Here is a 24,643-nt window from a genome sequence, read left to right as displayed (position 1 = left end):
AGCGTTTTTACACACTCTGGGTCAAAAGCAGTCAGTCGTGCTTCTGTAATCAGTAGTATTCAAAAATCAGAAACTCGCAGTTTTTTCGACCGAAACAAACCGCAAACCAACCCCAGGCTCCGTGAATATGTACCTCGGTGCAGCGGCGTCATCCTGCAGCTTTTGGCGCAATTTCGCGACGAGAACTCGCAAGTAATGCCCATCTTGTACATGACTGGGTCCCCAGATTTCCCTTAACAGCTGGGGTTGGGTTAGTAGCCGCCCCGGTTGCTGAGTCAGTAGCGCTAGCAGGGCAAATTCCTTTTTGGTCAGCGCTACCGGGGTGCCCCGTAGAGACACTTCATGCTGGGCGAAGTCTACCCGTAGCTCTCCATCATCGTAGCTAGGTGGGCTCTCACCATCAGGCGGACTATTACGGAGGAACGCTCGCACCCGAGCCGTAAGTTCCTCAATACCAAAGGGTTTGGTAACGTAGTCGTTTGCGCCTGCATCCAGTAAAGCGACTTTCTCCTCTTCACTGGAGCGCACGGTCAGAATAATCACCGGGGTGCGTGACCACAGCCGCAACTCGTTCAGCACCTCGCGACCATCGAGATCAGGCAGCCCGAGATCCAGTATTACCAGGCCAGCGCCATTGGTGGCTAATAGGGCCAATCCCTGTTCGCCCGTCTCCGCCAGAAGGGTTCTATAACCCTGGGAGCGAAGACTTATATCGATAAATCTGCGTATTTGGGGTTCATCGTCTATGACAAGCACTTGAGGCGCTGATGCTTCTGATTTGATTTCACTGTTCGGCTTCATTGTCACTGTCCGACCGCTCCAAGTGCACGCCCCATGGCAATATCAGACGTATTGTGGTGCCTTCTCCACCTGGGCCTTGCACTGCTTCGACTTTACCCATGTGGGCGCCAACAATACCTCGAACGATGGTTAGGCCCAGACCCGTGCCCTGTTTGCCCCGGTCACCGCGTTCAACGCTGTAGAACATGTCAAAAATACGCCGGCGTTCCTCTTCAGGAATGCCTGGCCCCTTGTCGGCCACTTCCAGGCAGAGCTTGCCTTCAGCCGTACGCCGAGCGGTTACAATGATAGCTTCCCCATCAGGGGAAAATTTGGCGGCGTTCTCCATTACATTGAAAATAGCCTGTTCAATCAGTGCGGGATGTACATGTATGGGTGGAAGATCCGGGGGGATATCGACCTTAACTCGTACACCTGGCTCATAGCGTTGCAACCGTGTCGAGGCAGAGCCCACCAACTCATCGATGCCTATCCAGTCGCGAGCCAGCGTCAGCCCCTGCTGGCCCAGCCGCGTCATATCCAGCAAATTCTGAATGTAGCGATCCAGCCGCTCGCCCTCGACGCGAACCGTCTCCAGCAGACTTTCGCGGTCGTCCTCGCCCATATCTTTGCCATAACGCGAAAGGCTTTCCGCGGCGCCGATCATGGAAGACAGCGGCGAACGCAGATCATGGGAAACGGAAGACAATAACGCTGATCGCAGACGCTCAGTCTCCCCAGCGACCTTGGCCGCTTCAAGCTCAGACACCAGGCTGGCCCTGAGCACCGCCTGGCCGATGTCATACACCATGCTCTCAGCAAGCCGGCGCTGTTCAAATGACAGCCGCGTCATGGATTCTGAAAAGCGCAGGCCCACGACGCCCAAGGTGTCCTGCTCTGAACGCACCGGCAGAAACCACCAACCAGAATGCGTCAGCGTATCGGTGTAACGCCCGCTGGGTTGGCCGTGTTGCTGCGTCCAGTCGGCAGCAGTCAAATCCTTTTCATCCAGTGCGGTGCCCAGGCTGGCCGGTCCCGACTGGCCATTAATACGCATCCAGGCATCCCCATGCAGCGCGAGCTTCATCACCGACGTACCGGCGGCAATCACCTGCCCCAGATCAGCCGCTGTGGATAGTTGACGACCGAGATTCTGCATCGCGTTGGCGTGCGCATTGGCAGCGCGCAGGGCCACAACTTGCCTGCGTAAAGTTGAGGCCAATCGCCCCGCTATCAACGCAGCGAGCAGGAACAGGAAGACCGTTGCGACCCCACGGTAGGCGCTGATGTAAAAGGTGTAGCGCGGATCGATAAAGAAAAAGTTGTATGCCAGAAAGCACAGGACGGCGGTGATTACCGCCGTGACCATGCGTGTGCGCGCAGCGATCAGCAGCACCGCCACAAGAAACACCATTGAGACGTCCTGCAGCCCGAGCAGACTCTCCCCCAGCATAGCTGCGCCGATGGCACTGGCATTAACAGCGAGCACCAGTAAAAGCTCGCGCCCGCCGAGCCCACCACTTCCCAATCCCGGCAGGCGCCATCGCCGCGGCCGGACTGCGGGAGTGCCGACGATGGTCAGCTCATAGCCGCCGCCGCGCCGTAGCAACCGCTGGGTAATGGTGCGATTGAATACCCGCGCGAGCAACCGCTCGCGGGTGCGGCCGATAACGATGGCACGGGCGCCATGCGCGGTGGCTGCGTCCAGCAGCACCTGCGCCACATCGGTGCCGTGCAGAATTTCCGTACTTCCGCCAAGGCTGCGCGCCAACGCAAACGCCTTGTCCAGTTCCATCAGCCGCTGCTGCTCACCATGGGCCAGCGAGCCGTGGCGTGAAATGGATTGCCCCAGATCGTCAACCGACGCTGCAGCTTCTGCCGACCCGCCGGTATCCACGGTGACTACCGACCAGGGTGCGCCCCGGCGCTCTGCCATTCTCGCCCCGGCACGGACCAGAAACTCGGACTGGCCCAGGCCATCAATGGCAATTAATACATGCCGTTGAATGGGCACATCGGGGAGCCCACGGGCGGCGAGGGATTCCCGTAGATCCAGATCCACGTGCTCTGCGACCGTCTGCATCGCCAGTTCGCGCAACGCGGTGAGGTTGGATGGTGAGAAAAAAGCCTGAAGTGCCTGCTTGGCCTGTTCCGCCAAATAAACCTTGCCCTCCTTGAGCCGCTCAATCAGCTCACGGGCGGGCAGATCAACCAGGCGAATATCACGCAGGCGGGTAAAAACCGAGTCCGGAATCGTCTCGCTCACCCTTACGCCGGTAATCTGGTAAATCACGTCATTCAAACTTTCCAGGTGCTGAATATTGACCGTGGTATAGACGTCGATACCCGCGTCCAGCAGCTCGTCAACATCCTGCCAGCGACGCTCATGGCGACTCCCGGGCACATTGCGGTGTGCCAGCTCATCTACCAGCGCTATGGCCGGCTTTCGCGTCAGCAGGCCGTCCAGATCCATTTCATAAAGAGTGCGCCCCTGGTATCCAACAGTCTTCTGCGCTACTGCTGGCAGGCCTTCGAGCAAGGCCTGGGTTTCGGCCCGGCCGTGGGTTTCGATAATGCCGATGACCACATCCTTGCCCTGGCGCTGAAGCTCTCGAGCCCGGGTGAGCATTGCAAAGGTTTTACCGACGCCAGGCGCCGCGCCAAGAAAGACTGTCAGGCGCCCAGCAGCGTGCCGACGAATTTCACCGAGCAGCGCATCCGCCTGTTCTGTTTTTTCAGCACTCATCAAGTTCACCCGTTCTCTTGTCTCAACCCTTACTCTGCTGCCGGCCTTACAGTGCCAACCTGCAATGCATCAAGTGCCAGATTGAGCTCTAACACGTTGACACTATGCTGCCCCAAAATGCCCCACTGCGGCGCTTGTGTATGAGTGGCGAGCAGGTCCGCAACGGCCTGCTGCTCAAGCCCCCTGGCCTGGGCCACGCGTGCAACCTGGATAGAAGCCGCCGGAGGGCTGATATGTGGATCAAAACCACCGCCTGACTGGGTAACCAGGTCACTCGGCACCTCCGATACAGCCACACCCTCACGTAACGCCACCGCACTCAACGCTTCATCGATACGCTGGCGCAGCTCGGGATTTGTCCGCGCTTCGTTGCTGCCGCCCGCATTCATGGGCTGATGATCGCCGGCCGAGGGGCGAGCAGAGAAATAGCGATCATCGGCAAATGGCTGGGCCACCAAAGAGGAGCCCACCACTTGACCATCAACCTCTATTAAACTGCCGTTGGCGGCAGCCGGGAAGAGCGCTTGGCCGAGTCCGACACCAGCCAACGGATAGAGCAAACCTATCGACAGAAAGGAAAACAATGCCAACCCGAGCGCGCCTCGTACTAACCCTACGTCCGATACCACAGGAATTGAGATATCAGGGCTTTGGTCGGCAGGTGGAATTACAATGGTCATGAGCTGTTCCTTAAAAAGTGAAGAGAGTGTTCAAAATGATGTCAATCAGCTTGATTGCCACAAAGGGCAGCACCACACCACCCACCCCGTAAATCAGCATGTTGTTGCGCAGCAAGGCAGTCGCACTGGCGGGCTTGAACTTCACTCCCCGCAGGGCCAGGGGAATCAACATCGGAATAATGATGGCATTGAAGATCAAAGCAGCCAGCACCGCACTGGTGGGACTGCCCAGATTCATGACATTGAGCGCCGCCATTTGCGGAATCGCCGCCGCAAACAAAGCCGGCAGGATGGCAAAGTATTTAGACACATCGTTGGCCAGTGAGAAGGTAGTCAGTGCGCCTCGAGTTATCAGTTGCTGCTTACCAATCTCAACCACCGCCAACAACTTGGCAGGGTCTGAGTCAAGGTCGACCATGTTGCTCGCCTCCTTGGCTGCCTGCGTACCCGAGTTCATCGCCAGACCCACATCCGCCTGCGCCAAAGCGGGGGCATCATTGGTTCCGTCACCGACCATCGCCACCAGGCGACCTGCAGCTTGCTCAGCGCGAATCCGCGAGAGCTTATCTTCCGGCCGCGCCTCGGCAACGTAGTCATCAACTCCCGCCTCGGCGGCAATGCTGGCGGCAGTGAGCTTGTTGTCTCCGGTAATCATCACCGTTTTCACGCCCATTTCTCGCAGGCGGGCGAAGCGCTCTTTGATGCCGTGCTTGATCACATCAGACAGCGCGATAACGCCAAGCAGAAGCGCGCCGTCGCTGACCACCAAAGGCGTGGCTCCAGTGCGAGCGACTTCAGCTACACGCGCCTGCAACTCAGCCGAGACCTTGCCCCCCAGAGCATGCACGTGCTCGGCTACTGCGTTAAAGGCACCCTTGCGAATCGACCTGTTGCCTGGAAGATCAACGCCAGACATCCGCGTCTGCGCCGAGAAGGCCACAAAAACGGCGTCGGCTGGTTCAGCCAGATCATCACCCAGCTCGCGCGCCAGCTTCACAATGGATTTGCCTTCCGGAGTCGGGTCAGCCAAGGAGGCAAGCAGCGAGGCCTGTTGCAGCTGCTCAGCTGCAACACCACTCAGCGGGAAGAATGCTGTAGCTTGGCGGTCGCCATAAGTAATGGTGCCGGTCTTGTCCAGCAGCAACACATCGACGTCACCTGCGACCTCCACCGCCTTGCCCGACTTGGCCAGCACATTGGCCTTAAGCGCGCGGTTCATACCGGCAATGCCGATCGCTGGCAACAACCCGCCAATAGTTGTGGGAATCAGGCAGACCAGCAGCGCAATCAGTAGTACAAGGTTGATCTCCACACCTACGAAACTGGCGATAAACGGTAGGGTGACCACCACAATGAGGAAGGTCAGAGTCATGACCATCAACAGAATCCCCAAGGCAATTTCGTTGGGCGTTTTTTGCCGGTTCGACCCCTCAACCAGTGCAATCATCCGGTCCAGAAAGCTGTTTCCTGGGTCAGCAGTGACGTTGATTACGATCCGGTCAGACAGCACCTTGGTACCGCCGATAACACCTGAGCGGTCGGTACCTGCCTCACGCAATACAGGAGCCGATTCGCCGGTTACCGCTGCTTCGTTTACCGTGGCCAGTCCTTCAATTATCTCACCATCGGCCGGGATCAACTGACCAGCTTCAACCACCACCCTATCTCCGGGCCGCAGTTCCGCGGCAGGTACGGACTTCTCGCTGCCAGACTTATCGAGAAGCCGCGCTACCAGGTCCTGACGAGCCCGGCGTAACGAAGCAGCCTGGCCGCGGCCGCGGGATTCGGCGAAGGCCTCAGCGAAGTTGCTGAACAGCACGGTAACCAGCAAGATCACAGTGACAGCCCAGCCGAACCCGGGCGTGGTCCAGCCGGCGATGCTCGCCAGCGCCGTCAGGCAAGTGCCTAACCAGACAACCGCCATGACCGGGTTCTTGATGATGTGCTGCGGCGCCAGCTTAACGAAAGCCTCAATCAGCGCAGCCTTGTATTCGCCCTGGCCAGCTCCGCTTGCGCGACGGTTGCCCTGGGATTTTACGGTTGTATTACTCATGTTGGATTCCTCAGCGCGCGATCAGAGCAAGGTGATCGGCAACAGGCCCGAGCACCAGGATTGGCATGAATTGCAACAGGGTCAGGGTGATGATCACTGCAATCAGAATGACGCCGAAGGTCGGAGTTTCGATCTGCAGTGTTCCAGCGCTTTCAGGCGACCGGCGCTTGCTTGCGAGCATCGCTGCAATAGCCAGCGGAATGATCAGCGCCGGATAGCGACCCATAGCCAGCAACAGAACGCAGGTCAGATTCCACCACGGGGTGTTGTCACCCAACCCCTCGAAACCCGAGCCATTGTTGGCAAATGCTGAGGTGTACTCATAGAACACCTGACTGATGGCATGGAAATCCGGATTGGAATTGCCGGTGAGGCTTGGCACAGCCAACGTAACGGCAGTAAACCCCAGCAATAGCAGTGGCTGAATCAATACCAGCACGGCCAGCAGCTTGACCTCACCCGCCTCGATCTTGCGACCAAACAGCTCCGGGGTACGCCCGGTCATCAAGCCTGCAAGAAAAACCGCCAGCATCAGATAGACGATGAACTGTTGCAGACCGGAGCCGATCCCGCCCCAGATACCGTTGATCAGCATATTGCTGATGGTCACCAGGCCAGTCAGTGGTGACAGCGAGTCATGCATCGCATTAACAGAGCCGTTCGAGGTTTGCGTGGTTAACGCGGCCCATAGCGCTGAGGGTTCTGCGCCCAGCCGTACCTCCTTGCCTTCCATCAACGCGATATCGCTGACAGTTGAAGAATGCCCCTCGGACCACACAGCGAAACCGGCAGAGGCCAGAGACATGGTCAGCATCGCACCGAAGACCAAACCAGCAAACCGTCTACGTCCAGTCAGTGGGGCTATCGCCATCACCAGTGTTATGGGGATCAGAATGAGCGCCAGCGTTTCCAGCAGGTTTGAGAGCGGCGTTGGGTTTTCCAATGGGGCCGTGCTATTGGGGCCAAACCAGCCGCCACCGTTGGTACCCAGTTGCTTGATAGCTACCATCGGTGATACCGGTCCCAGAGGAATCTTCTGTTCCAGCATCTCCACGCTGGAATCAACGGGTGCTACCACCGGGCCGCCATCCAGGGAGGCGGGTACACCCTGACTGGTCAGCATCACCGACCAAACCAGACACAATGGCAACATGAAGCGCACCGTTGGGCGCAGCACATCCGCCCAATAGTTACCTACATCTACCGTGCGCTTTTCCTGCCTATCGGCCCTGTTTGTTGCCGCATTGCGACCACCAAACAGTCCACGCAGCGTTGCCACCACCACAGCCAGACCCATCATGGGCGTGACCACCTGCAGCGTGACGATGCCGGCCATGTGCGCAAAATAGGAAAGCTGCGCCTGGCCTGAGTAATGCTGCTGGTTGGTGTTGGTGAGGAACGACACCATGGTGTGCAGAGCCAGGTCCCAAGTCATATTGGGCGCATCGTTCGGATTAAGCGGCAGCCACGCCTGGGTCATCAGAATGCCCCAAACGACCAGTCCCAGCGCAAGATTACTGAGCACGAAGGCGGTGGCGTAACCGCGCCATGTCATACCTACTCTGGGGTCAGTGCCCAGCAGACAATAGACCGGTTTTTCAATGAGGAGAAAGAACCGGTCTCCGCGCATCGGGCTGCCACGCATAACAGCCGCCAGATACCGGCTCAAGGGCCAGCCAAGCAATATGGCCAGTGCAAAAACCAGAAAAAACTCAACCATGACGAGTAAACCTCTCTTGCTTGGCTACATTCGATAATGCGGTGTGAAAGAAGCTTGAGATGAGCAAAGCCCAACGCCCTTCGTCCCTCATAGTTCTGTGCCGAGCACGGGTAACGCTACGCGCCGACGCCCCCAGCGGGCGGGACAAAACCACAGCTATAGGACTTCCGTTTGAGAACACCTTCATGACACTCCACCTGTGGGTTAGTGAAAAAAATCCCAATACAAGTGTCCGGCGGGCAAGCGTAAATTCTCCATGCCTATTCCCGGGTCGGTCATAAAATTTGCGCAAAATTTGGTGGGTAGTGGCGACCTGCTGTGTGGAGCTCGATAGCGCTTCATGCACTTCACTCTCGCGCGCCATCGTCATGCAGAATAAAACTCGGCGGCTGGTGCAGTTCGAGATTACCGAGCAACCCCGAACGGCTCTGGAGATCTGGATTCACCAGCCCCTTCCAAGTCGACTGCACAGTTCTAACCATCTACCGACTAGGCAATACGCACGCATTGTCAAAGCTTGGGTGACCTCAATTGGTTTGGGTGCTGCGATGTATGGCACTCACAGACTCCGACGCACTAAGGTATCGCTGATCTACCGCCGGACAATAAGCCTGCGAGCAATCCAGCTGCTACAGGGTCAAACGAAGCTTGAAAGCACCCCCAAGTATCTTGGGATCGAGGGTTACGATGCTTTAGAAGTGGCTGAACAGACTATGGTTTGACTGCGGCCCCAACTGCGGAAGTCAAAATTTGTATTGTCGCTATCGGCTAAAAGCGGCCGGTCGGATCTATGAATGAACTTGTCCTTTCCAAGGCTTGGGTGGGATGCAGGCTATTCATTCGATGTACGCAGTAATGACATATTTTACAGGCGGAATTCGATAGGTACGCTCTGAGCTCAGTAAAGTACCATGGAGCCTGAAAGGAGGCTGTTTTCCTCCTGATAAGGATGTCATATGCAACTGATTCTGCTGCCTAGGAAATCCGACGGCCTGAGCCTAGAGAAAATTTACCAGCGGGCATTAAGCCGGTCGAAAGAACTGTACATCGTCAGCGCCTACCTTGCTGAGTGGGGAGTTAAGGACGCCCTCGGTAGCCAATGCGAGTCTTTTCTCTTCATCGTAGGGAAGGACTTCGGTATCACTAGAAAGCACGCCTGCAGGTCTGTTATGAAATGGCTCCCTACCGAACGCCGCCACGAGTTCATGGTGGCGGAGTCAATCACTGGCTTTCACCCGAAAGCGATGTTTTGGCGGGAGCTCGATGGGAAGTGCTATGCGTTGCTTGGCTCTTCCAATTTGACGCAGGCAGCTTTCTCTACAAATTTCGAGGCCAATGGTTTCTCCCGCATCACTGGTGGACAGTTTGAACTGGCATCCACGTGGGTCGAAAAGATTTATGGAGTGAGCGTCACTCTTAATGAGACTTGGCTTGATAAGTATCAGGAGGCTCGCCAACCAGCCCGTTCAAGCAGCTCGAAGGCGGATAATAACAGGGCCGCTGAAGAAGTATTTCACCTCCCGCTGCCTGCGATAAGTGAGCTTAACGGCTATCAACCATTCCTTAATCAGCGCCGCGACCAGATGGAGGCTTTCAGGAGCAACAAGGCCAAACTGGAGGCACTCTTTCGCACGACCAGCAGAGCTAGGCTCTGGAACCAAGCTCGATCTGACGACTTTTATTACAAGCTCAGTTGGCTGTGGTGCTTCGGTGAGGATGGCAGCCGCTTCCAGGGGAAAGGCTGGGAGCGTACGGGGCGGAATAGTGACTTCCGGGAGTTCTCTAAAAGTCTTGTCTATGTTCTTGACGCGCCGTTTGCAGGCCGCGACAGGGTAGTGATTCGAGAAATCAATCGCCTGACCGCGCTGGGTATTCCAACTAGGGGGGCACTGTTCTCCGAGATGCTTTGTCAGTTTTTTCCAAAGCACTACTTCGTGCTCAATGGGCCGGTGCGGGATTGGTTCGCGAGTCTGGATACTGTTTTCCCACGGGGGTTTAGCAGCGGAGAGCGCTACGTTAACAGTGCTCGTCTCCTTCGAGCGGCTCTGAAACGTGCAGACGGCTATCCAGCGGAAAATTTAGCTGAGCTGGATTGCATTATCTGGTTCGCTAGTGCCACCTCATGAACAGACAACTTTCAACCCCTAGGCTTCTCTCGCCGGATCTCGACGAGCTTTGACATACTGAGCGGACTCGCCTTGTTCCTCGGAACCAATAGCAGTCGTCTTTGCCTCCCGTGATGGATGTATCGGTCGACACCTATTGGTTGAATGTCCGCTGTTGGCTGGATAGTGGCGGCCTGGTTTAGGCCGACGCTATCGCTGGTCACACCTCGGTCTGTTCTGCCATATCAAGAGCGTCGTCCACTTCGATTCCCAAGTACCCGACCGTGCTTTCCAGCTTCGTGTGGCCCAGTAGAAGGCGCACGGCCCTGAGGTTCTTCGTCCTGCGGTAGATCAGTGGCGCTTTGGTGCGCCGTAGCGCGTGGGTACCGTACATGGCCGGATCAAGATCAATGGGAGTTACCCAAGGTTTAACGATTCGAGCGCATTGTCTAGTGGAGAGATGGTCTGAACTGTGCAACCTGCTTGGAGACAGGAAATCCTCACTTCGCAGTTGGGCCTGATGTATCCAGACACATAGCGCCGTCCGGGTTTGGTCAGTGATTTCAAACTGGACGGGGCGACGAGTTTTCTGTTGCATCACAATGTCCCGGGACGACACCTGTGCACCATGGGCTATGTTGCGCACCCGGAGCTTCGTTAAATCACAGGCCCGTAACTTGCTATCAATGGCCAAATTAAAAAGAGCTAGATCTCGGGTTTTCTCCGCAATCTGAAGCCTTATTCGGATAGACCAAATATCTCTAAGCCGAAGCGGCGCTTTCTGCCTCTCAATGGCCACCTATCTTGACCCACTTGGGTCAGTTTAAATGACCATTAAGACCCGCAGATGCAATACATGAAACAGGGCATACCACATTGCGCGCTCTCCGATACAACCGCCACCAGAGATATACACGCCCTTTATGGTGCTGTCGCAGTAACCTGTGAGCCCTGCAAAGACACCTGCTGACCCTCGACGAAACCCGTATCAGAGGAGCGCACACGCCTGGTTAAACCGTTCTCATCCTTGATCACATAAAGCGTTTGCTCCAAGCCCATCGCTTCCTGCGCTTGGCTGCCAACCAGATAACTCAGGCCCCCGCCAATCAAGGCCCCCACTGGTCCGCCTGCCGCACCACCGAGCATGAAACCCGTCAGACCGCTGAATCCACCACCGACCAGCGTATCGCTTTGCGCCGACAGTATTTGCTCAGCATGAACCAGGGGGCTATTTAGCAGTGCGGTTACAGCGCACAGAGTGAAAATTTTTCGCATGACATATTCCTTGTTTAGAGTTGAGTCTCACCAACTATCCTATCAAAAAGCATGCCAGCATTTTATCCTTATAAATCAACATTCTATAAATATTTAAGGTATAAAATACCCTTGCCAACAAGGTCATTTATACCTGCAAATGGTATTTTTAACCATTTATTATTGAGGTAGCAGCATGGCCCCAAAAAGCCGAAATGAACGTAGTGCAAAGCAACACAGATGAAAAATCGACAACCGAACGGATGTTATCGATGCGCTATTGGACGCCACAGCCGTGATCCGTGCGCAACACACGCTCACCCACATTTCGCTTCACGCCAGGCCATTATGCGCGACTAGGGCTGGGCAGATCGAAGAGAGCCAGATCCCGCGTCTTCTCTGCGAGCCAGGTCTTACCCGAATGGCCCAGATATCTTTGAGGTGGAAGGGCAAGCAAAGCAGACAGATTTATTTATCTCTCTTGGGTTCCTGCTTTTGGCTGAAAACAGTCTCCGAACCAAGGCGGCCCTAGTTCAGAAGTGACGAGCCCGTTGCCGTTCCTGACAAAAGATCGGCTCTATATAAAACAACCGCCATCGGTACCTGTGCGCCTCCGATTCGACCTGACCAGCATCAGTTCTCGCCCCAGACCAAACGAGTGCCTCAAATGCCAGCCACCCTTAGCTTGCAACACGTCGATATGTTCGCCGCGCACGCTCTGGCGAGCAGTGACTGGGCTGGTTTTTGTCCAACAGCTTTTCCCTAGCCAGCAACTACAAAAATCATAATTTCGCGATTCCCAAACGCTGAGCAGAATGTGACCAACACAAATAGCCATAACTGCGCAGAATCAGAGGAGTCACGCGATGACCGACTTTCACCCCGCCCCCGTTCCCAAGGGGGCGGATAAGACGCTAGAACAGATAGATACCTTGATTGTTGGTGCCGGTCAGGCGGGCATCGCCGTGAGCGAGCATCTTGGCAAGCTCGGCGTACCCCACCTCGTACTTGAGCGCAGCCGGATCGCTGAAGCCTGGCGCACAGACCGTTGGGACTCGCTCGTAACGAATGGCCCGGTCTGGCACGATCGTTTTCCAGGGATGGAGTTCGACGGTGTGGATCCTGATGCTTTTGCGAGCAAAGAAAAGGTCGCGGCCTATTTCGAAGCCTACGCCCGATACATCAGCGCCCCGATCCGTACGGGTGTGGAGGTAAAGCGGGTCAGGCGTCAGACTGGCCGGTCGGGTTTCATCATCGAAACGTCTCAGGGCACCATTGAGGCCAACCGCGTGGTTGCCGCGACAGGCCCCTTCCAACGCCCGGTCATTCCGGTCATTGCTCCAAAGGATGCGTCTCTGACCCAGATCCACTCTGCGCAGTACCGCAACCCGGCACAATTGCCCGAGGGCGCCGTACTAATAGTCGGGTCCGGGTCATCCGGAGTCCAGATCGCCGACGAGCTTCAGCGTGCCGGCAGGCAGGTATATCTTTCAGTCGGGCCGCACGATCGTCCGCCACGGGCCTACCGTGGCCGAGACTTTGTCTGGTGGCTAGGCGTGCTGGGCCTATGGGATACCGAAGCCGTACAACCGGGCAAAGAACACGTCACCATCGCCGTGAGCGGTGCCCACGGTGGGCACACGGTTGACTTCCGGAGGCTCGCCCGCCAGGGCATCACGCTGGTCGGAATGACCAAAGCAATCGAGGATGGCCTAGCGATATTCGAAGCCGACCTGGCCGACAACCTCGCTCGGGGTGACGAGAATTACCTGTCACTGCTCGATGCGGCCGATGCCTACATAGCGCGTAATGGCCTCAGCCTGCCGGAAGAACCGGAAGCCCGCACGCCCATGCCGGAGGCGGACTGTGTGACCCATCCGATCCTCTCGCTGGACTTGGCCGCAACCAAGGTGGCTACGATTATCTGGGCCACCGGCTATTCAGTCGACTTCAACTGGCTGCCGGTCAATGCCCTCGATAATAACGGCAAACCTAGGCATCAACGCGGGGTGTCCAGCGAACCGGGCATCTATTTCGTTGGCCTTCCGTGGTTGTCGCGCCGGGGTTCCACCTTTATCTGGGGGGTGTGGCACGACGCCAGGCACATCGCCGACCACATTGCTACCCAGCGCAAATACCTGGATTACCGCGACGCCGCACAACGCCAACGGGAGACAGCCACAGCGCTTGGCTCACAAGACTCTAGCATCAGTCGCTTGGGAGTTCGTTGATGCCCACCCATACTCGCATCCGCATGTTCAATAGCCAAGACACCTACCCCAATCAGAGCCTGGATAACGACCTCTGTCAGGCCGTGCGGGCCGGGAACACCGTCTATGTGCGTGGTCAGGTCGGCTCCGATTTCGAGGGCCAACTGATTGGTCTCGGCGACCCGCGCGCGCAGACCGAGCAGGCCATGAAGAACGTCAAACAACTGCTGGAAGAGGCCGGTAGCGATCTCTCGCATATCGTAAAAACCACCACCTACTTGATTGATCCGCGCTACCGCGAAGCGGTTTATCAGGAGGTCGGCAAATGGCTCAAGGGCGTCTTCCCGATCTCTACAGGGCTGGTAGTCTCCGCACTGGGCCAGCCCCAATGGCTAATGGAAATCGACGTGATTGCCGTCATTCCCGACGACTGGCAAGGCGAGGTACTACCATGACTTTTTCCATCCTGGGCCGCTGCTCAGAAACCGGAATGCTCGGCGTCGCAATCAGCTCATCGAGCATTGCCGTCGGTGCACGCTGCCCTTGGCTGCGCGCCGGGGTCGGCGCGGTATCGACGCAGAACATCACCCTCCCGGCCCTCGGCCCGCAGGTGCTGGACCTGCTGCAGACCGGAGCCAGCCCGACGGCGGCCGTGCGCCAGGCGCTCGATGGCAACGGCTACGGTCAGTTCAGGCAACTATTGGTGATCGACAGCCACGGCGCTACCGCACACTTCACTGGCAGCGAGGCGCTCGGCGTGCATCATGCCAGGGCGGGCGAACAATGCGTAGCCGCTGGCAACCTGCTGACGTCACCAAAGGTGATCGACGCCATGATCGACGCTTTCGAGCAGGCCGGGGGCGGATTGCCGGATCGCCTGCTCGCGGCCATGCACGCAGCCGTAGCGGCTGGGGGCGAGGCCGTAGCGGCTGGGGGCGAGGCCGGGCCGGTGCACTCAGCCGCGCTTTCGGTAGTCAGCGATCTGATTTGGCCAGTGATAGACCTTCGAGTCGATTGGGCCAGTGCCAATCCTATCGAAGAGCTCGACGAGCTTTGGCGCGCCTACGAACCGCAGATGAACGACTACATCGTCCGTGCGCTCGACCCGACCAAAGCCCCCAAGTACGGGGTACCTGGGGACGAATGAGTAGCGCGCTGCCCATGGAGCATAAGCAACGTCTCCACCCAGTCTAGCGGCGTTACCAATACTTTAACCCAGCGCGCTTATTTCACTGAAGAGGTCACCATGCTCGACAGCCGTACCCTGCTGAAAAAGCTTATCGCCTTTGATACCACCAGCCGTGAATCCAACCTGGCACTGATCAGCTACATCAGTGACTACCTGGCCGAGCTGGGTATTACCAGCACGCTCATCTTCAATGCCGAACGCAGCAAGGCTAACCTGCACGCGCGCCTTGGGCCAACCGGAGCGGGCGGGGTGATGCTGTCCGGGCACAGCGATGTAGTGCCGGTGGATGGACAGCGCTGGGCGACTCCGCCGTTCGAACTGACCGAGCAGGAAGGTCGGCTATACGGGCGAGGCACAGCGGACATGAAGGGTTTTATCGCCTGTGTGCTGGCCAGCCTGCCGTGCTTTCTGCAACAGCCGCTGCGTTTGCCGCTACACCTGGCGATTTCCTATGACGAAGAAGTCGGCTGCCTCGGCGTGCGCAGTCTGATCGATCAGTTGCGTGCAAGCCCGGACCGCCCAGCCATCTGTTTGATAGGTGAACCCACTGAAATGCGCCCGGTACTTGGGCACAAGGGCAAGCTGGCGATACGCTGCGAGGTGCACGGCGCTCCCTGCCATTCTGCCTACGCACCGCAAGGCGTGAATGCTATCGAATATGCGGCCAGATTGATTGGCCGTCTGGGCGAGATTGGCCAACGTCTGGCCAATCCAGCACGACATGACGCGCGCTTCGATCCACCCTACTCTACCGTGCAGACCGGGCTGATTCATGGCGGTCAGGCACTGAACATCGTCCCCGCCGAATGCCGCTTTGACTTTGAAGTCCGCACATTGCCCTCTGACGACCCGTCAGAGGTAACCACCGAGCTCCGTGCCTACGCCGACACGGATTTGCTGCCACGGATGAAGGCCGTCAGCGAGGCCAGCGCTATCCATTTCAGCGAATTGTCCCGTTATCCAGGCCTGCTCGCCGAGCCCGACAGTGAGGCCGCGCGCCTGCTGGCGTTGCTTTGTGATGGTGACGATTTCTCGACGGTCGCTTTTGGCACAGAAGGAGGTCTTTTCGACGAGGCGGGTATTGCCACTGTGGTGTGTGGCCCCGGCAGCATGGACCAGGGCCACAAACCAGACGAATTCGTCAGCCTCGCACAACTCACAGCATGCGACGCAATGCTGGCTCGCCTGGCTCGCTGGATGGCGGCCTGACATCTGAAAGCCCCACCAACTGCTCCTTGCAGTAATCGACAAACAGTTGCGCCGGCTTGGTCAGTTGTGCGCGTTTTAACCAGCCGGCGACAAGCCCGGAGCCGGTGACGTCCTCGTGGATATCGACACAGACGACCTGCTGTCCATCATAGGTGGTATTGCAGTGCGGCCGCGTGACCAATATAGAGAAGCCGAACCCCTGGCCAACCATGCCCCGCACCATCTCGATCGAGGGTGAACTGAATACAATGTTCGGGCTCAAACCCAGCTCCTCAAAAATACTCACGAAGTAAGTACGGCTAGGCAGTACGTCCAGGAGAATCATCGGTTCCAGAGCTAGGTCGCGTAGCGATACCCGCTCCTGCGCGGCAAACCGATGGCCTTGCGGCAACAGCGCATAGGGCCGCTGTGGTGGCATCAGCGGATCAGTCTCGATGGTGCCGTCGAGGTCGTGTTCGTAGAAGATCGCGAGATCGAAACGACCACCGGTCACGCCTTGCACAAGCTCCTGCTGCTCGCCGTCGTGCAGGCGAATCCCCACGCCGGGATAGCGCTTACGGAAACCTGCGATTAGCCTTGGCAAATACAGCGGCGCGACGGTTTCAAAGCAGCCGATGTCTATCTGTCCAGCCACTATGTCGTTATCGGCCAGGGCGTTTTGCTCGAACTCATGGGCCATGCGCAGCAGTTCCTGCGCCTTGCGATAGAAACGCGCGCCGCTTGGCGTGAGCGACACGCCCTGAGCGTGGTGACGAATGAGCAACTGCACGCCGAAGCTCTCTTCCAGGCCCTTTATCGCCGTCGAAATCGACGGCTGCGCGATATACAGTTTGCGGGATGCTTCAGCCACGCTGCCACATTCCACGGCGGTAACAAAATATCTGATCTGGCGCAGAGAGTAGGCAGCCAAGCGATACCTCGGATATCTGGTTCAAGGTGAATGCCGCGGGGGCAATGGGGCGCACAAGTGCAAGTCTCACTGCAAGATGCACGCCGCAGCACTGGATAGCGCTGATAGACCCTCCGAATAGCAGCATATATCGCCGCATCGAGCCTCGATGCCAAGGCTGACACGCGCCAAAATAGACCAGCACCCGAGCTATTAATTAGCCGTCTCTGGGCGTCCGCACCGTACGCACCATAAAGGAGCGAAACGCCCCGCTTTGGCGCATATCAAGCCAGCTTTTTCGTATGCCTCGATGACATTTTTAATAATTTTTTTATGCCCGTCTTTGAGCCACTATCAGCTCGCAACCACATTGAATTGGCGAGAGGGGGATGGCGGTGTACGAACTAATCGACTGGCAGCAGCGTGCGCAGCAACAAGGCTTTATCGATCAGGCGTTGATCGGAGGCCGTCGGGTGGCGGCACAATCCGGCGCCACCTTTGCCTCGATCAATCCGGCGACCGGCAAACTATTGGCTAACGTGGCCGCCTGTGGTGCTGCAGAGGTTGATCTGGCCGTTCGCGCCGCACGTCAGGCTTACGAGAACGGGAGTTGGTGGCAGCGAGCGCCGACCGAGCGCAAGCAGGTACTGCTCAAGCTCGCAGACCTGATCCTGACCCACCGCGATGAACTCGCTCTGCTCGATTCGCTGAGCATGGGCAAGCCGGTGATGGATGCCTGGAACATCGACGTACCTGGCGCCGCCGGCATATTCCGCTGGTACGCAGAAAGCCTGGACAAGTTATACGACGAAGTGGCGCCGAGCGCGCACAACGTCCTCGCCACTATTACCCGTGAGCCGCTGGGGGTGGTTGCCGCAGTAGTGCCGTGGAATTTCCCGCTGGATATGGCCGCATGGAAGTTAGCGCCGGCACTCGCCGCAGGCAATTCGGTGATTCTCAAGCCCGCCGAGCAGTCGCCGTTCTCGGCCCTGCGGCTGGCTGAACTGGCACTGGAAGCGGGCGTTCCGGAGGGCGTGTTCAACGTAGTCACGGGCCTCGGGGAAAGCGCGGGCAAGGCTCTTGGCCTGCACATGGATGTCGACTGCCTGGTCTTCACCGGCTCTACCGAAGTAGGCAAATACTTCATGGGCTACTCGGCGCAATCCAACCTCAAACAGGTGTGGCTGGAATGCGGCGGCAAGAGCGCCAACCTGGTCTTCGCCGATTACCAAGATCTGGACCTCGCTGCCGAAAAGGCCGCCTTTGGCATTTTTTTCAATCAGGGCGAAGTCTGCTCGGCCAACTCGCGTCTATTGGTTGAACGCTCCATTCACGATGAATTCGTCGAGCGCTTGGTGGCCAAGGCTCGCGACTGGCAGCCGGGTGACCCGCTGGACCCATCCAGCCGCGCCGGAGCCATCGTCGAGCGGCGGCAAACCGCCCGCATCATGGAATACATCGCCGCAGCTCAAACTCAGGGCGCTCATCTGGCCTGCGGTGGCAAGCAATTGACATTCAACGGTTCGGACAATTTTATCGCACCCACCGTGTTCACCCGCGTGTCACCGAACAGCTGCCTGGCCCGTGAAGAAGTGTTTGGCCCGGTGCTTGCGGTGATGCCCTTCGACAGCGAGGAGCAGGCCGTGCAGTTAGCCAACGACAGCATTTACGGTCTTGCCGCCTCGCTGTGGAGTGACAACTTCAATCGCGCGCATCGAGTCGCCCGCCAGCTGAAGGCTGGCACCGTATCGGTCAATACCGTCGATGCGCTGGATGTCAGCACCCCATTTGGTGGTGGCAAGCAATCGGGCTTCGGCCGCGACCTGTCACTGCACTCGTTCGACAAATACACCCAGTTGAAGACCACCTGGTTTCAGTTGCGCTAAGCGCCATTGGAACCAAACTCGAACACAGGAGCCTTGCGATGATCGCCCCGAGCCATACAACAAAGGAATACCAGGCACTGGATGCGGCACATCACATCCATGCCTTCCTCGACCAGAAAGCCTTGAATGAGACAGGCGCACTGGTGATTGCCAAGGGGCAAGGGCTGAACCTATGGGATACCGACGGTAAACGCTACCTGGATGGTATGTCCGGTCTGTGGTGTACCGCGCTCGGGTATGGCCGCGCGGACCTGAATGCCGCCGCCAGCCGTCAGCTACAAGAACTGCCCTACTACAACCTGTTCTTCCACACCACCCATCCGCGGGTGATTGAGCTGTCGGAGCTGCTCTTCAGCCTACTCCCCAAACACTACAGCCATGCGATTTACACCAACTCGGGCTCCGAGGCCAACGAGGTCCTGATCCGCACCGTGCGCCGCTATTGGCAAATCCTTGGCAAGCCGCAGAAAAAGGTAATGATCGGTCGCCAGAACGGTTACCACGGGTCGACCCTGGGCAGCGCCGCTTTGGGGGGCATGGGCTTCATGCACGAGATGGGCGGCATGCTGCCGGATTTCGCGCATATTGGTGAGCCCTATTACTTTGCCGAAGGCGGTGATCTGAGCGAAGAGGAATTCGGCCTGAAGGCCGCCCGGGAGCTGGAAACCAAAATCCTCGAACTGGGCGAGGAAAACGTGGCTGCTTTCGTCGCCGAACCCTTCCAGGGTGCGGGTGGCATGATCTTCCCGCCGGCCAGTTATTGGCCAGAAATACAGCGCATCTGCCGCCAGTACGACGTTCTGCTGTGCGCCGACGAAGTGATTGGTGGCTTCGGCCGCACAGGAGAGTGGTTTGCCCACCAGCACTTCGGTTTCGAACCTGACACCCTGACTATCGCCAAAGGCCTGACCAGCGGTTACATCCCCATGGGCGGCTTGGTGCTCAGCGCACGTATGGCCGAGGTATTGGTGCAACAGGGCGGGGTTTTCGCCCACGGCTTGACCTATGCCGGGCATCCCGTGGCTGCGGCGGTAGCCATCGCCAATCTTACTGCGCTGCGCGACGAAAAAATCATCGAGACAGTCAAGTTCGACACCGGCCCCTACTTGCAGAAACTGCTACGCGAGACTTTTGCCGAACACCCTTTGATCGGCGAGATACAGGGCGTCGGTCTGGTCGCTGCGCTGCAATTCGCCGAGGACAAAGCCACGCGAAAACACTTTGCCAACGAAAACGATATTGCTTGGCATTGCCGCACCGTCGGCTTCGACGAGGGCCTGATCATCCGTTCGACTCTGGGCCGAATGATCATGGCACCGGCGCTAGTCGCAAGCCACGCCGAACTCGACGAGCTGGTAGAGAAGACCCGCCGAGCAGTGGACCGCAGCGCACGTGAGCTGAACCTTCTGTAACTCGAACCGCCCCGCAGAGGGCGGCGCAAGAACCCGGTGCAGGCTCCAGGGGAGCCTGCCCACAACGACGTTCAGGCCTTTGGCCAACCTCTGCCATACATAAACCCAAACCAGCCAATAGGCTATTGGAGTGCTTAATGAAAAAGCCCTTGCGCCACCATATCGTCCGTTCTTTCGCCGCCACGGCGCTTGCCGCCTGCATGACCGCCACAGCGCAGGCTGGAACCCTGTCCATCGGCCACACCACTTGGGTGGGCTACGGCACGCTATATCTGGCCCGTGACCTTGGCTACTTCAAGGATGCCGGCCTGGACGTGGAGCTGACCGTTATCGAAGAAGCTTCAATGTACATGGCGGCCCAAGCCTCGGGGCAGCTCTCCGGCTCGGCTTCCACCATCGACGAGATACTCAAGTACCGCTCCAATGGTTTCTGTTTCAAGGCGGTGGCCGCACTGGACGAGTCCTACGGCGGCGACGGCATCGTCGTGAGTGACGATATCGACGACATCTCGGGGTTGAAAGGTAAATCGGTAGCGGTGAACGAAGGCTCGGTGTCGCAGTTCTGGCTTTCCTACCTGCTCAAGAATGCAGGCATGAGCATGGCCGACATCAAGGTACAGAACATGACCGCCGATGACGCGGCCACTGCTTTCATCGCCGGCCGTGTGCCCGCTGCAGTGACCTGGGAGCCAAACCTAACGGCTATCAGGCAGAAAGGCGTCGGCAAGGTGCTGGTCGATAGCAGCTCCACGCCTGGCGTGATCGTCGACGTGGTGGCGCTGAGTTGCGATGTGATCGAGGAGCAGCCAGAGGACGTCAAGGCACTGGTCAGCGGCCTGTACAAAGCCGTGGAATACACCAAGACCCATCCCGAGGAAGCGTACGCAATTATGGCCAAAGGGGTTGGCGGCTATCTTTCAAAACCTGAGGACCTGGCCGAAGCAGCACAGGGCGTCAAATTCTATGACCAGAGCATGAGTGAGAAGCTACTCGGCACGCCAGGGCAGCAGGGCGATATCGCCGGGATCATCAGCCTCGCCAACGAGACCTGGAGCCTTCTACAGGGCAAAGCGTACGAGGTGTCGTACGAAGACCTGATCGATACGCGCTTCGTAACACCTTAACCGCAACAGGCGCGGGCATGGCATCGCGTCCGGCCCGCACCTTGGCCTTAATCGGGTCCAAGGACCTGTCTTGACATGTCGTCCAATTGTTAAAAAGGGGTGGTGCAATGGCCACGCAAAAATCCTGGTTTCAGCGTTGCCTGACGCCCAAGCTGGATTTGCCGGGCAAGCTGGTGCTCGGTGCGGGCAGCCTGTGCTGGCTGCTGGTTCTCGGCCTGTGGGCCGGACTATCGTACGGCGGCATCGTGCCGTCGATGTTTCTTCCAACGCCGGGCGACGTACTTGCCGCCGGCGTTCGTCTGACCAATGACGGGACGCTGAGCAAACACGTGGCGGCCAGTCTGGAAGTGGTGCTGATTGGTTTTCTGATCTCGTCGCTGGTGTCCGTGCCGCTGGGCTTGCTCATGGGTAGCTTTCGCATCGTCCAGGCGTTCCTTGAGCCCCTGGTCAACTTCATCCGCTACCTGCCCGTGACAAGCTTCGTACCGCTATTCATTCTCTGGATCGGCATCGGCCTGGAGCAGCGAGTGGCAGTGATCATCTTTGGTGTGTTCTTTCAGCAGCTGGTGATGATCGCCGACGTATCCAAGGGCGTGCAGAAGGACCTGATCAATGCCAGTTACACGCTCGGCGCCAGCCGCCGCGACGTGGTGCTGCACGTGCTCGGCCCAGCCTCGCTGCCAGGCATTCTCGACACGCTGCGCGTAACCATGGGGTGGGCCTGGACCTATCTGGTGGTCGCCGAACTGGTCGCCGCATCAAGTGGCCTGGGATACATCAGCCTCAAGGCTATGCGTGGTTTCCAGGTCGACGTGATATTCCTGGCCATCGCCATCATTGGCTTGCTCGGGCTGATCACCGATCAACTGTTCCGCTTCCTCAGATTAAGGATTACCGCATGGGCGCAATAGCCAAGAAACCCTATCTCATGCCGCCCCTCAGCGCCTACGCTCAAGTCGCCGCGCGGCTGCGAGTGGACAATGTCAGCCTGCGCTACCAGTCACCCAAGGGCGAGACCTTCACTGCCTTGGACCGGGTTTCCTTTGAGGTGCCGGATCAGCAGTTCGCAGTGATCGTTGGTCCGTCTGGGTGCGGCAAGTCGAGCCTGCTGTACCTCACAGCAGGCCTCAACGAGCCGACCGAGGGTGACATCTATGTCGGCGGGCAGAAGGTCGCAGGCCCGGGCGCGGACCGGGGTATGGTGTTCCAGGGGTACACCCTGTTTCCCTGGCTGACCGTACGCAAAAACATCGAGTTCGGTCTGAAGCGCCGGGGCCTGCCCTCGGGCGAAATCCGCACCATCGTCGAGTTTTATCTGAATGAGGTCGGTCTGACCAAATTCGCCGAGCATTTTCCCAAGCAGCTGTCAGGTGGAATGATGCAGCGCGTAGCCATCGCTAGAGCCCTGGCCAACGACCCGCAGATTCTGCTGATGGATGAGCCCTTTGGCGCGCTGGACAGCCAGACCCGGTTACAGATGCAGCAGTTGCTGCTGCAGGTGTGGGGCAACAGCAAGAAAACCGTCGTGTTTGTCACCCACGATATCGACGAGGCGATACTGCTCGCTGACAAAATTTACGTGATGGGCGCCCGCCCGGGACGGATCAAGGAAGTACTCGACGTACCCATCGAGCGTCCGCGCAATCTCGACGTGGTCATGGAGCCTGATTTTATCCGTATGAAACGGCAAATTCTGGGCCTGCTACACGATGATCTGGAGGCATCACATTGATAAACGAACGCTTCGACTACCTTATCGTGGGCGCCGGTTCTGCCGGCTGCGTGTTGGCCAACCGCCTGAGCGCCGATCCGGGAGTGAGTGTATGCCTGATCGAGGCCGGCGGCAGCGACGCCAGCCCGCGGGTACAAACTCCCGCCGGCACCATCACGCTCTACAAGAGTAAGGTGTTCAGTTGGAACTATTTTTCCGCGCCGCAGAAAAATCTCGCGGGGCGTAGCCTGCACACTCCACGCGGCAAGGCGTTGGGTGGCTCCAGTTCAATGAACAGTATGATTTACATCCGTGGCGATGCCAGCGATTACGACCGCTGGGAAAGTGCCGGCTGCCCAGGTTGGGGCTGGCAGGACGTACTACCTTATTTCAAACGCTCTGAAGGCAATCGCCTCGGCCAATCGGCCGATTACCATGGCATCGAGGGCGAACTGCTGGTAGACCGACCGCCTGATCCGAATCCCTTGTCGGAGATATTCATACGCGCTGGCGAACACTTGGGGCTACCGCGCAACGACGACTTCAACGGCGGCTCCCTGGAAGGGGTTGGCCTCTATAACGTGACGCAAAAGGCAGCCAAGCGCCTGTCCAGTTACCGCGCATTTATACATCCCATACGCGAGCGTCCGAACTTGACGGTGCTCACCCGTTGCCAAGTCGGGCGACTGATTCTCGACGGAGGGAGAGTCACCGGCCTTGAACTGCAACAGGACGATCAGTGGCGCACGCTGCATTGCACCTGCGAAACCATCCTTTGCGCAGGTGCGCTAGGCTCACCGCACATTCTGCTCAATTCCGGTATTGGCCCCAAAGATGAACTGAAAAAAGCGGGCGTGGCATGCCAAGTCGACCTGCCTGGGGTTGGCAAGAACCTGCAGGATCATATCGATGGTCTGGTAACCGTTCGCTCAAAAAGCCCACTTTCGCTTGGTTTCTCCCTGGGTTCGCTACCCAAGGTGCTGGCCTCGCCGTTCAGATACCTGTTTCAAAAGATGGGGTGGCTGACAACCAACTATGTAGAAGCCGGCGGCTTTGCGCGCACACCACTGGCTGGCGAGTTACCGGATGTACAGATGCACTTCGTTCCCGGCTACCGGAGCCACCGCGGACGGCTATTCGAATGGGGTCATGGCTACGCGATCCACACCTGCGTGTTGCGTCCGCAAAGCACGGGTGAAGTGCGCCTGGGTGAAGGACGCAGACTGGAAATCGACTTTAACTTCCTTGATAAGCCGGAAGACGGCAAAGTGCTGGTAGAGGGTGTGAAGCTAGCTCGCCGAATCCTTGCGCAACCGGAGTTCGACGACATCCGCGGGCTCGAAATGCTGCCTGGCCCACAAGTGCAAACAGACGAACAGCTTCTAGCGCACCTGCGAGACTACGCGGCGACCGTATTCCATCCGGTCGGGACCTGCAAAATGGGCTTGGACAACATGGCCGTGGTGAGCCCGGAGCTGAAGGTAAAGGGGCTGGATAACCTCCGAATAGCGGATGCCTCGATCATGCCGACGCTGATAAGCGGTAACACCAACGCCCCGTGCATCATGATCGGGGAACGTGCAGCCGACTTCATTTTAACACCCAGGACCAAAACACCAACAATAACCTAGGGGTTGGCGGACAGCTGCGACTCTGAGCGGGGCAGCGGCAACAG

19 protein-coding genes and 1 pseudogene are annotated in these 24,643 nt (G+C 58.0%); 12 read left to right on the top strand and 8 right to left on the bottom strand.

The window, feature by feature from the left end; all coding sequences use genetic code 11:
* Nucleotides 1-66: 66 nt before the first annotated feature.
* The 5 genes from K787_RS0104450 to kdpA are packed head-to-tail and all read right to left on the bottom strand — an operon-like array spanning nt 67 to nt 7,979.
* A complete protein-coding gene (locus K787_RS0104450) occupies nt 67-801 on the bottom strand; it encodes a response regulator (protein ID WP_022961590.1) in 735 nt (244 codons plus the stop codon).
* Nucleotides 785-3,526: an ATP-binding protein gene (locus K787_RS0104445; RefSeq protein WP_028614582.1), complete on the bottom strand. Its 2,742-nt coding sequence runs from the start codon at nt 3,524-3,526 to the stop codon at nt 785-787. Before K787_RS0104445 ends, K787_RS0104450 begins: the two co-directional genes overlap by 17 nt.
* Nucleotides 3,527-3,555: 29 nt before the next feature.
* Nucleotides 3,556-4,206 (bottom strand): potassium-transporting ATPase subunit KdpC, encoded by a 651-nt coding sequence (gene kdpC / locus K787_RS0104440; protein WP_022961588.1) that lies wholly within the window; start codon nt 4,204-4,206, stop codon nt 3,556-3,558.
* Between the two features lie 10 nt (nt 4,207-4,216).
* On the bottom strand, nt 4,217-6,259 hold the full coding sequence (gene kdpB / locus K787_RS0104435; RefSeq protein WP_022961587.1) for a potassium-transporting ATPase subunit KdpB: 2,043 nt from the start codon (nt 6,257-6,259) through the stop codon (nt 4,217-4,219).
* Between the two features lie 10 nt (nt 6,260-6,269).
* The gene (gene kdpA / locus K787_RS0104430) at nt 6,270-7,979 is read right to left on the bottom strand and encodes a potassium-transporting ATPase subunit KdpA (protein ID WP_022961586.1); all 1,710 of its coding nucleotides are present in this window, start codon (nt 7,977-7,979) and stop codon (nt 6,270-6,272) included.
* A gap of 353 nt (nt 7,980-8,332) precedes the next feature.
* Here kdpA and K787_RS25465 point away from each other — a divergent pair.
* Nucleotides 8,333-8,701, top strand: a pseudogene (locus K787_RS25465) (site-specific integrase); the annotation flags it as partial.
* A 234-nt stretch (nt 8,702-8,935) separates the two neighbouring features.
* Entirely contained in the window at nt 8,936-10,105 is a 1,170-nt protein-coding gene (locus K787_RS0104420; RefSeq protein ID WP_022961584.1) for a phospholipase D-like domain-containing protein, read from the top strand.
* A 199-nt stretch (nt 10,106-10,304) separates the two neighbouring features.
* Here K787_RS0104420 and K787_RS22170 read toward each other — a convergent pair whose 3' ends face one another.
* On the bottom strand, nt 10,305-10,883 hold the full coding sequence (locus K787_RS22170) for a tyrosine-type recombinase/integrase (protein WP_022961583.1): 579 nt from the start codon (nt 10,881-10,883) through the stop codon (nt 10,305-10,307).
* A gap of 122 nt (nt 10,884-11,005) precedes the next feature.
* Nucleotides 11,006-11,359, bottom strand: coding sequence for a hypothetical protein (locus K787_RS0104410; RefSeq protein ID WP_022961582.1), 354 nt, complete (start codon nt 11,357-11,359; stop codon nt 11,006-11,008).
* Nucleotides 11,360-12,204: 845 nt separating this feature from the next.
* On the opposite strand from K787_RS0104410, the gene K787_RS22165 reads away from it, so the two are divergent.
* The 4 genes from K787_RS22165 (at nt 12,205) to argE (ending at nt 15,946) form a co-directional block, all read left to right on the top strand.
* On the top strand, nt 12,205-13,569 hold the full coding sequence (locus K787_RS22165) for a flavin-containing monooxygenase (RefSeq protein WP_022961581.1): 1,365 nt from the start codon (nt 12,205-12,207) through the stop codon (nt 13,567-13,569).
* A complete protein-coding gene (locus K787_RS0104400) occupies nt 13,569-14,003 on the top strand; it encodes a RidA family protein (RefSeq protein WP_022961580.1) in 435 nt (144 codons plus the stop codon). Before K787_RS22165 ends, K787_RS0104400 begins: the two co-directional genes overlap by 1 nt.
* Nucleotides 14,000-14,695, top strand: coding sequence for a DUF1028 domain-containing protein (locus K787_RS0104395; protein ID WP_022961579.1), 696 nt, complete (start codon nt 14,000-14,002; stop codon nt 14,693-14,695). The genes K787_RS0104400 and K787_RS0104395 overlap by 4 nt, the downstream gene beginning before the upstream one ends.
* Nucleotides 14,696-14,794: 99 nt before the next feature.
* Nucleotides 14,795-15,946 carry an acetylornithine deacetylase gene (argE, locus tag K787_RS0104390; protein WP_022961578.1) on the top strand — a complete coding sequence of 384 codons (1,152 nt, stop codon included), beginning with the start codon at nt 14,795-14,797 and terminating at the stop codon, nt 15,944-15,946.
* Here the strand turns inward: argE and K787_RS22160 are convergent.
* On the bottom strand, nt 15,894-16,856 hold the full coding sequence (locus K787_RS22160) for a LysR family transcriptional regulator (protein WP_022961577.1): 963 nt from the start codon (nt 16,854-16,856) through the stop codon (nt 15,894-15,896). The genes argE and K787_RS22160 overlap by 53 nt on opposite strands.
* Before the next feature lie 374 nt (nt 16,857-17,230).
* Between K787_RS22160 and K787_RS0104380 the strand changes: the two genes are divergently transcribed.
* The 6 genes from K787_RS0104380 to K787_RS0104355 all read left to right on the top strand — a co-directional run bounded on the left by K787_RS0104380 (nt 17,231) and on the right by K787_RS0104355 (nt 24,599).
* Nucleotides 17,231-18,721: an aldehyde dehydrogenase gene (locus K787_RS0104380; RefSeq protein WP_028614580.1), complete on the top strand. Its 1,491-nt coding sequence runs from the start codon at nt 17,231-17,233 to the stop codon at nt 18,719-18,721.
* Between the two features lie 38 nt (nt 18,722-18,759).
* On the top strand, nt 18,760-20,133 hold the full coding sequence (locus K787_RS0104375; protein ID WP_022961575.1) for an aspartate aminotransferase family protein: 1,374 nt from the start codon (nt 18,760-18,762) through the stop codon (nt 20,131-20,133).
* 137 nt (nt 20,134-20,270) lie between these two features.
* Nucleotides 20,271-21,257 carry an ABC transporter substrate-binding protein gene (locus K787_RS0104370; protein ID WP_022961574.1) on the top strand — a complete coding sequence of 329 codons (987 nt, stop codon included), beginning with the start codon at nt 20,271-20,273 and terminating at the stop codon, nt 21,255-21,257.
* A 107-nt stretch (nt 21,258-21,364) separates the two neighbouring features.
* On the top strand, nt 21,365-22,168 hold the full coding sequence (locus K787_RS0104365; protein ID WP_022961573.1) for an ABC transporter permease: 804 nt from the start codon (nt 21,365-21,367) through the stop codon (nt 22,166-22,168).
* Complete coding sequence (locus K787_RS0104360) at nt 22,156-22,989, top strand: ABC transporter ATP-binding protein (protein WP_022961572.1); 834 nt, start codon at nt 22,156-22,158, stop codon at nt 22,987-22,989. The genes K787_RS0104365 and K787_RS0104360 overlap by 13 nt, the downstream gene beginning before the upstream one ends.
* Nucleotides 22,989-24,599 carry a GMC family oxidoreductase gene (locus K787_RS0104355; RefSeq protein WP_028614579.1) on the top strand — a complete coding sequence of 537 codons (1,611 nt, stop codon included), beginning with the start codon at nt 22,989-22,991 and terminating at the stop codon, nt 24,597-24,599. The genes K787_RS0104360 and K787_RS0104355 overlap by 1 nt, the downstream gene beginning before the upstream one ends.
* Nucleotides 24,600-24,643 lie beyond the last annotated feature (44 nt).

This window comes from Halopseudomonas pelagia CL-AP6 (assembly GCF_000410875.1).
GTDB classification, from domain to species: Bacteria; Pseudomonadota; Gammaproteobacteria; order Pseudomonadales; family Pseudomonadaceae; genus Halopseudomonas; species Halopseudomonas pelagia.
This window is presented reverse-complemented; position numbering and strand designations above follow the sequence as displayed.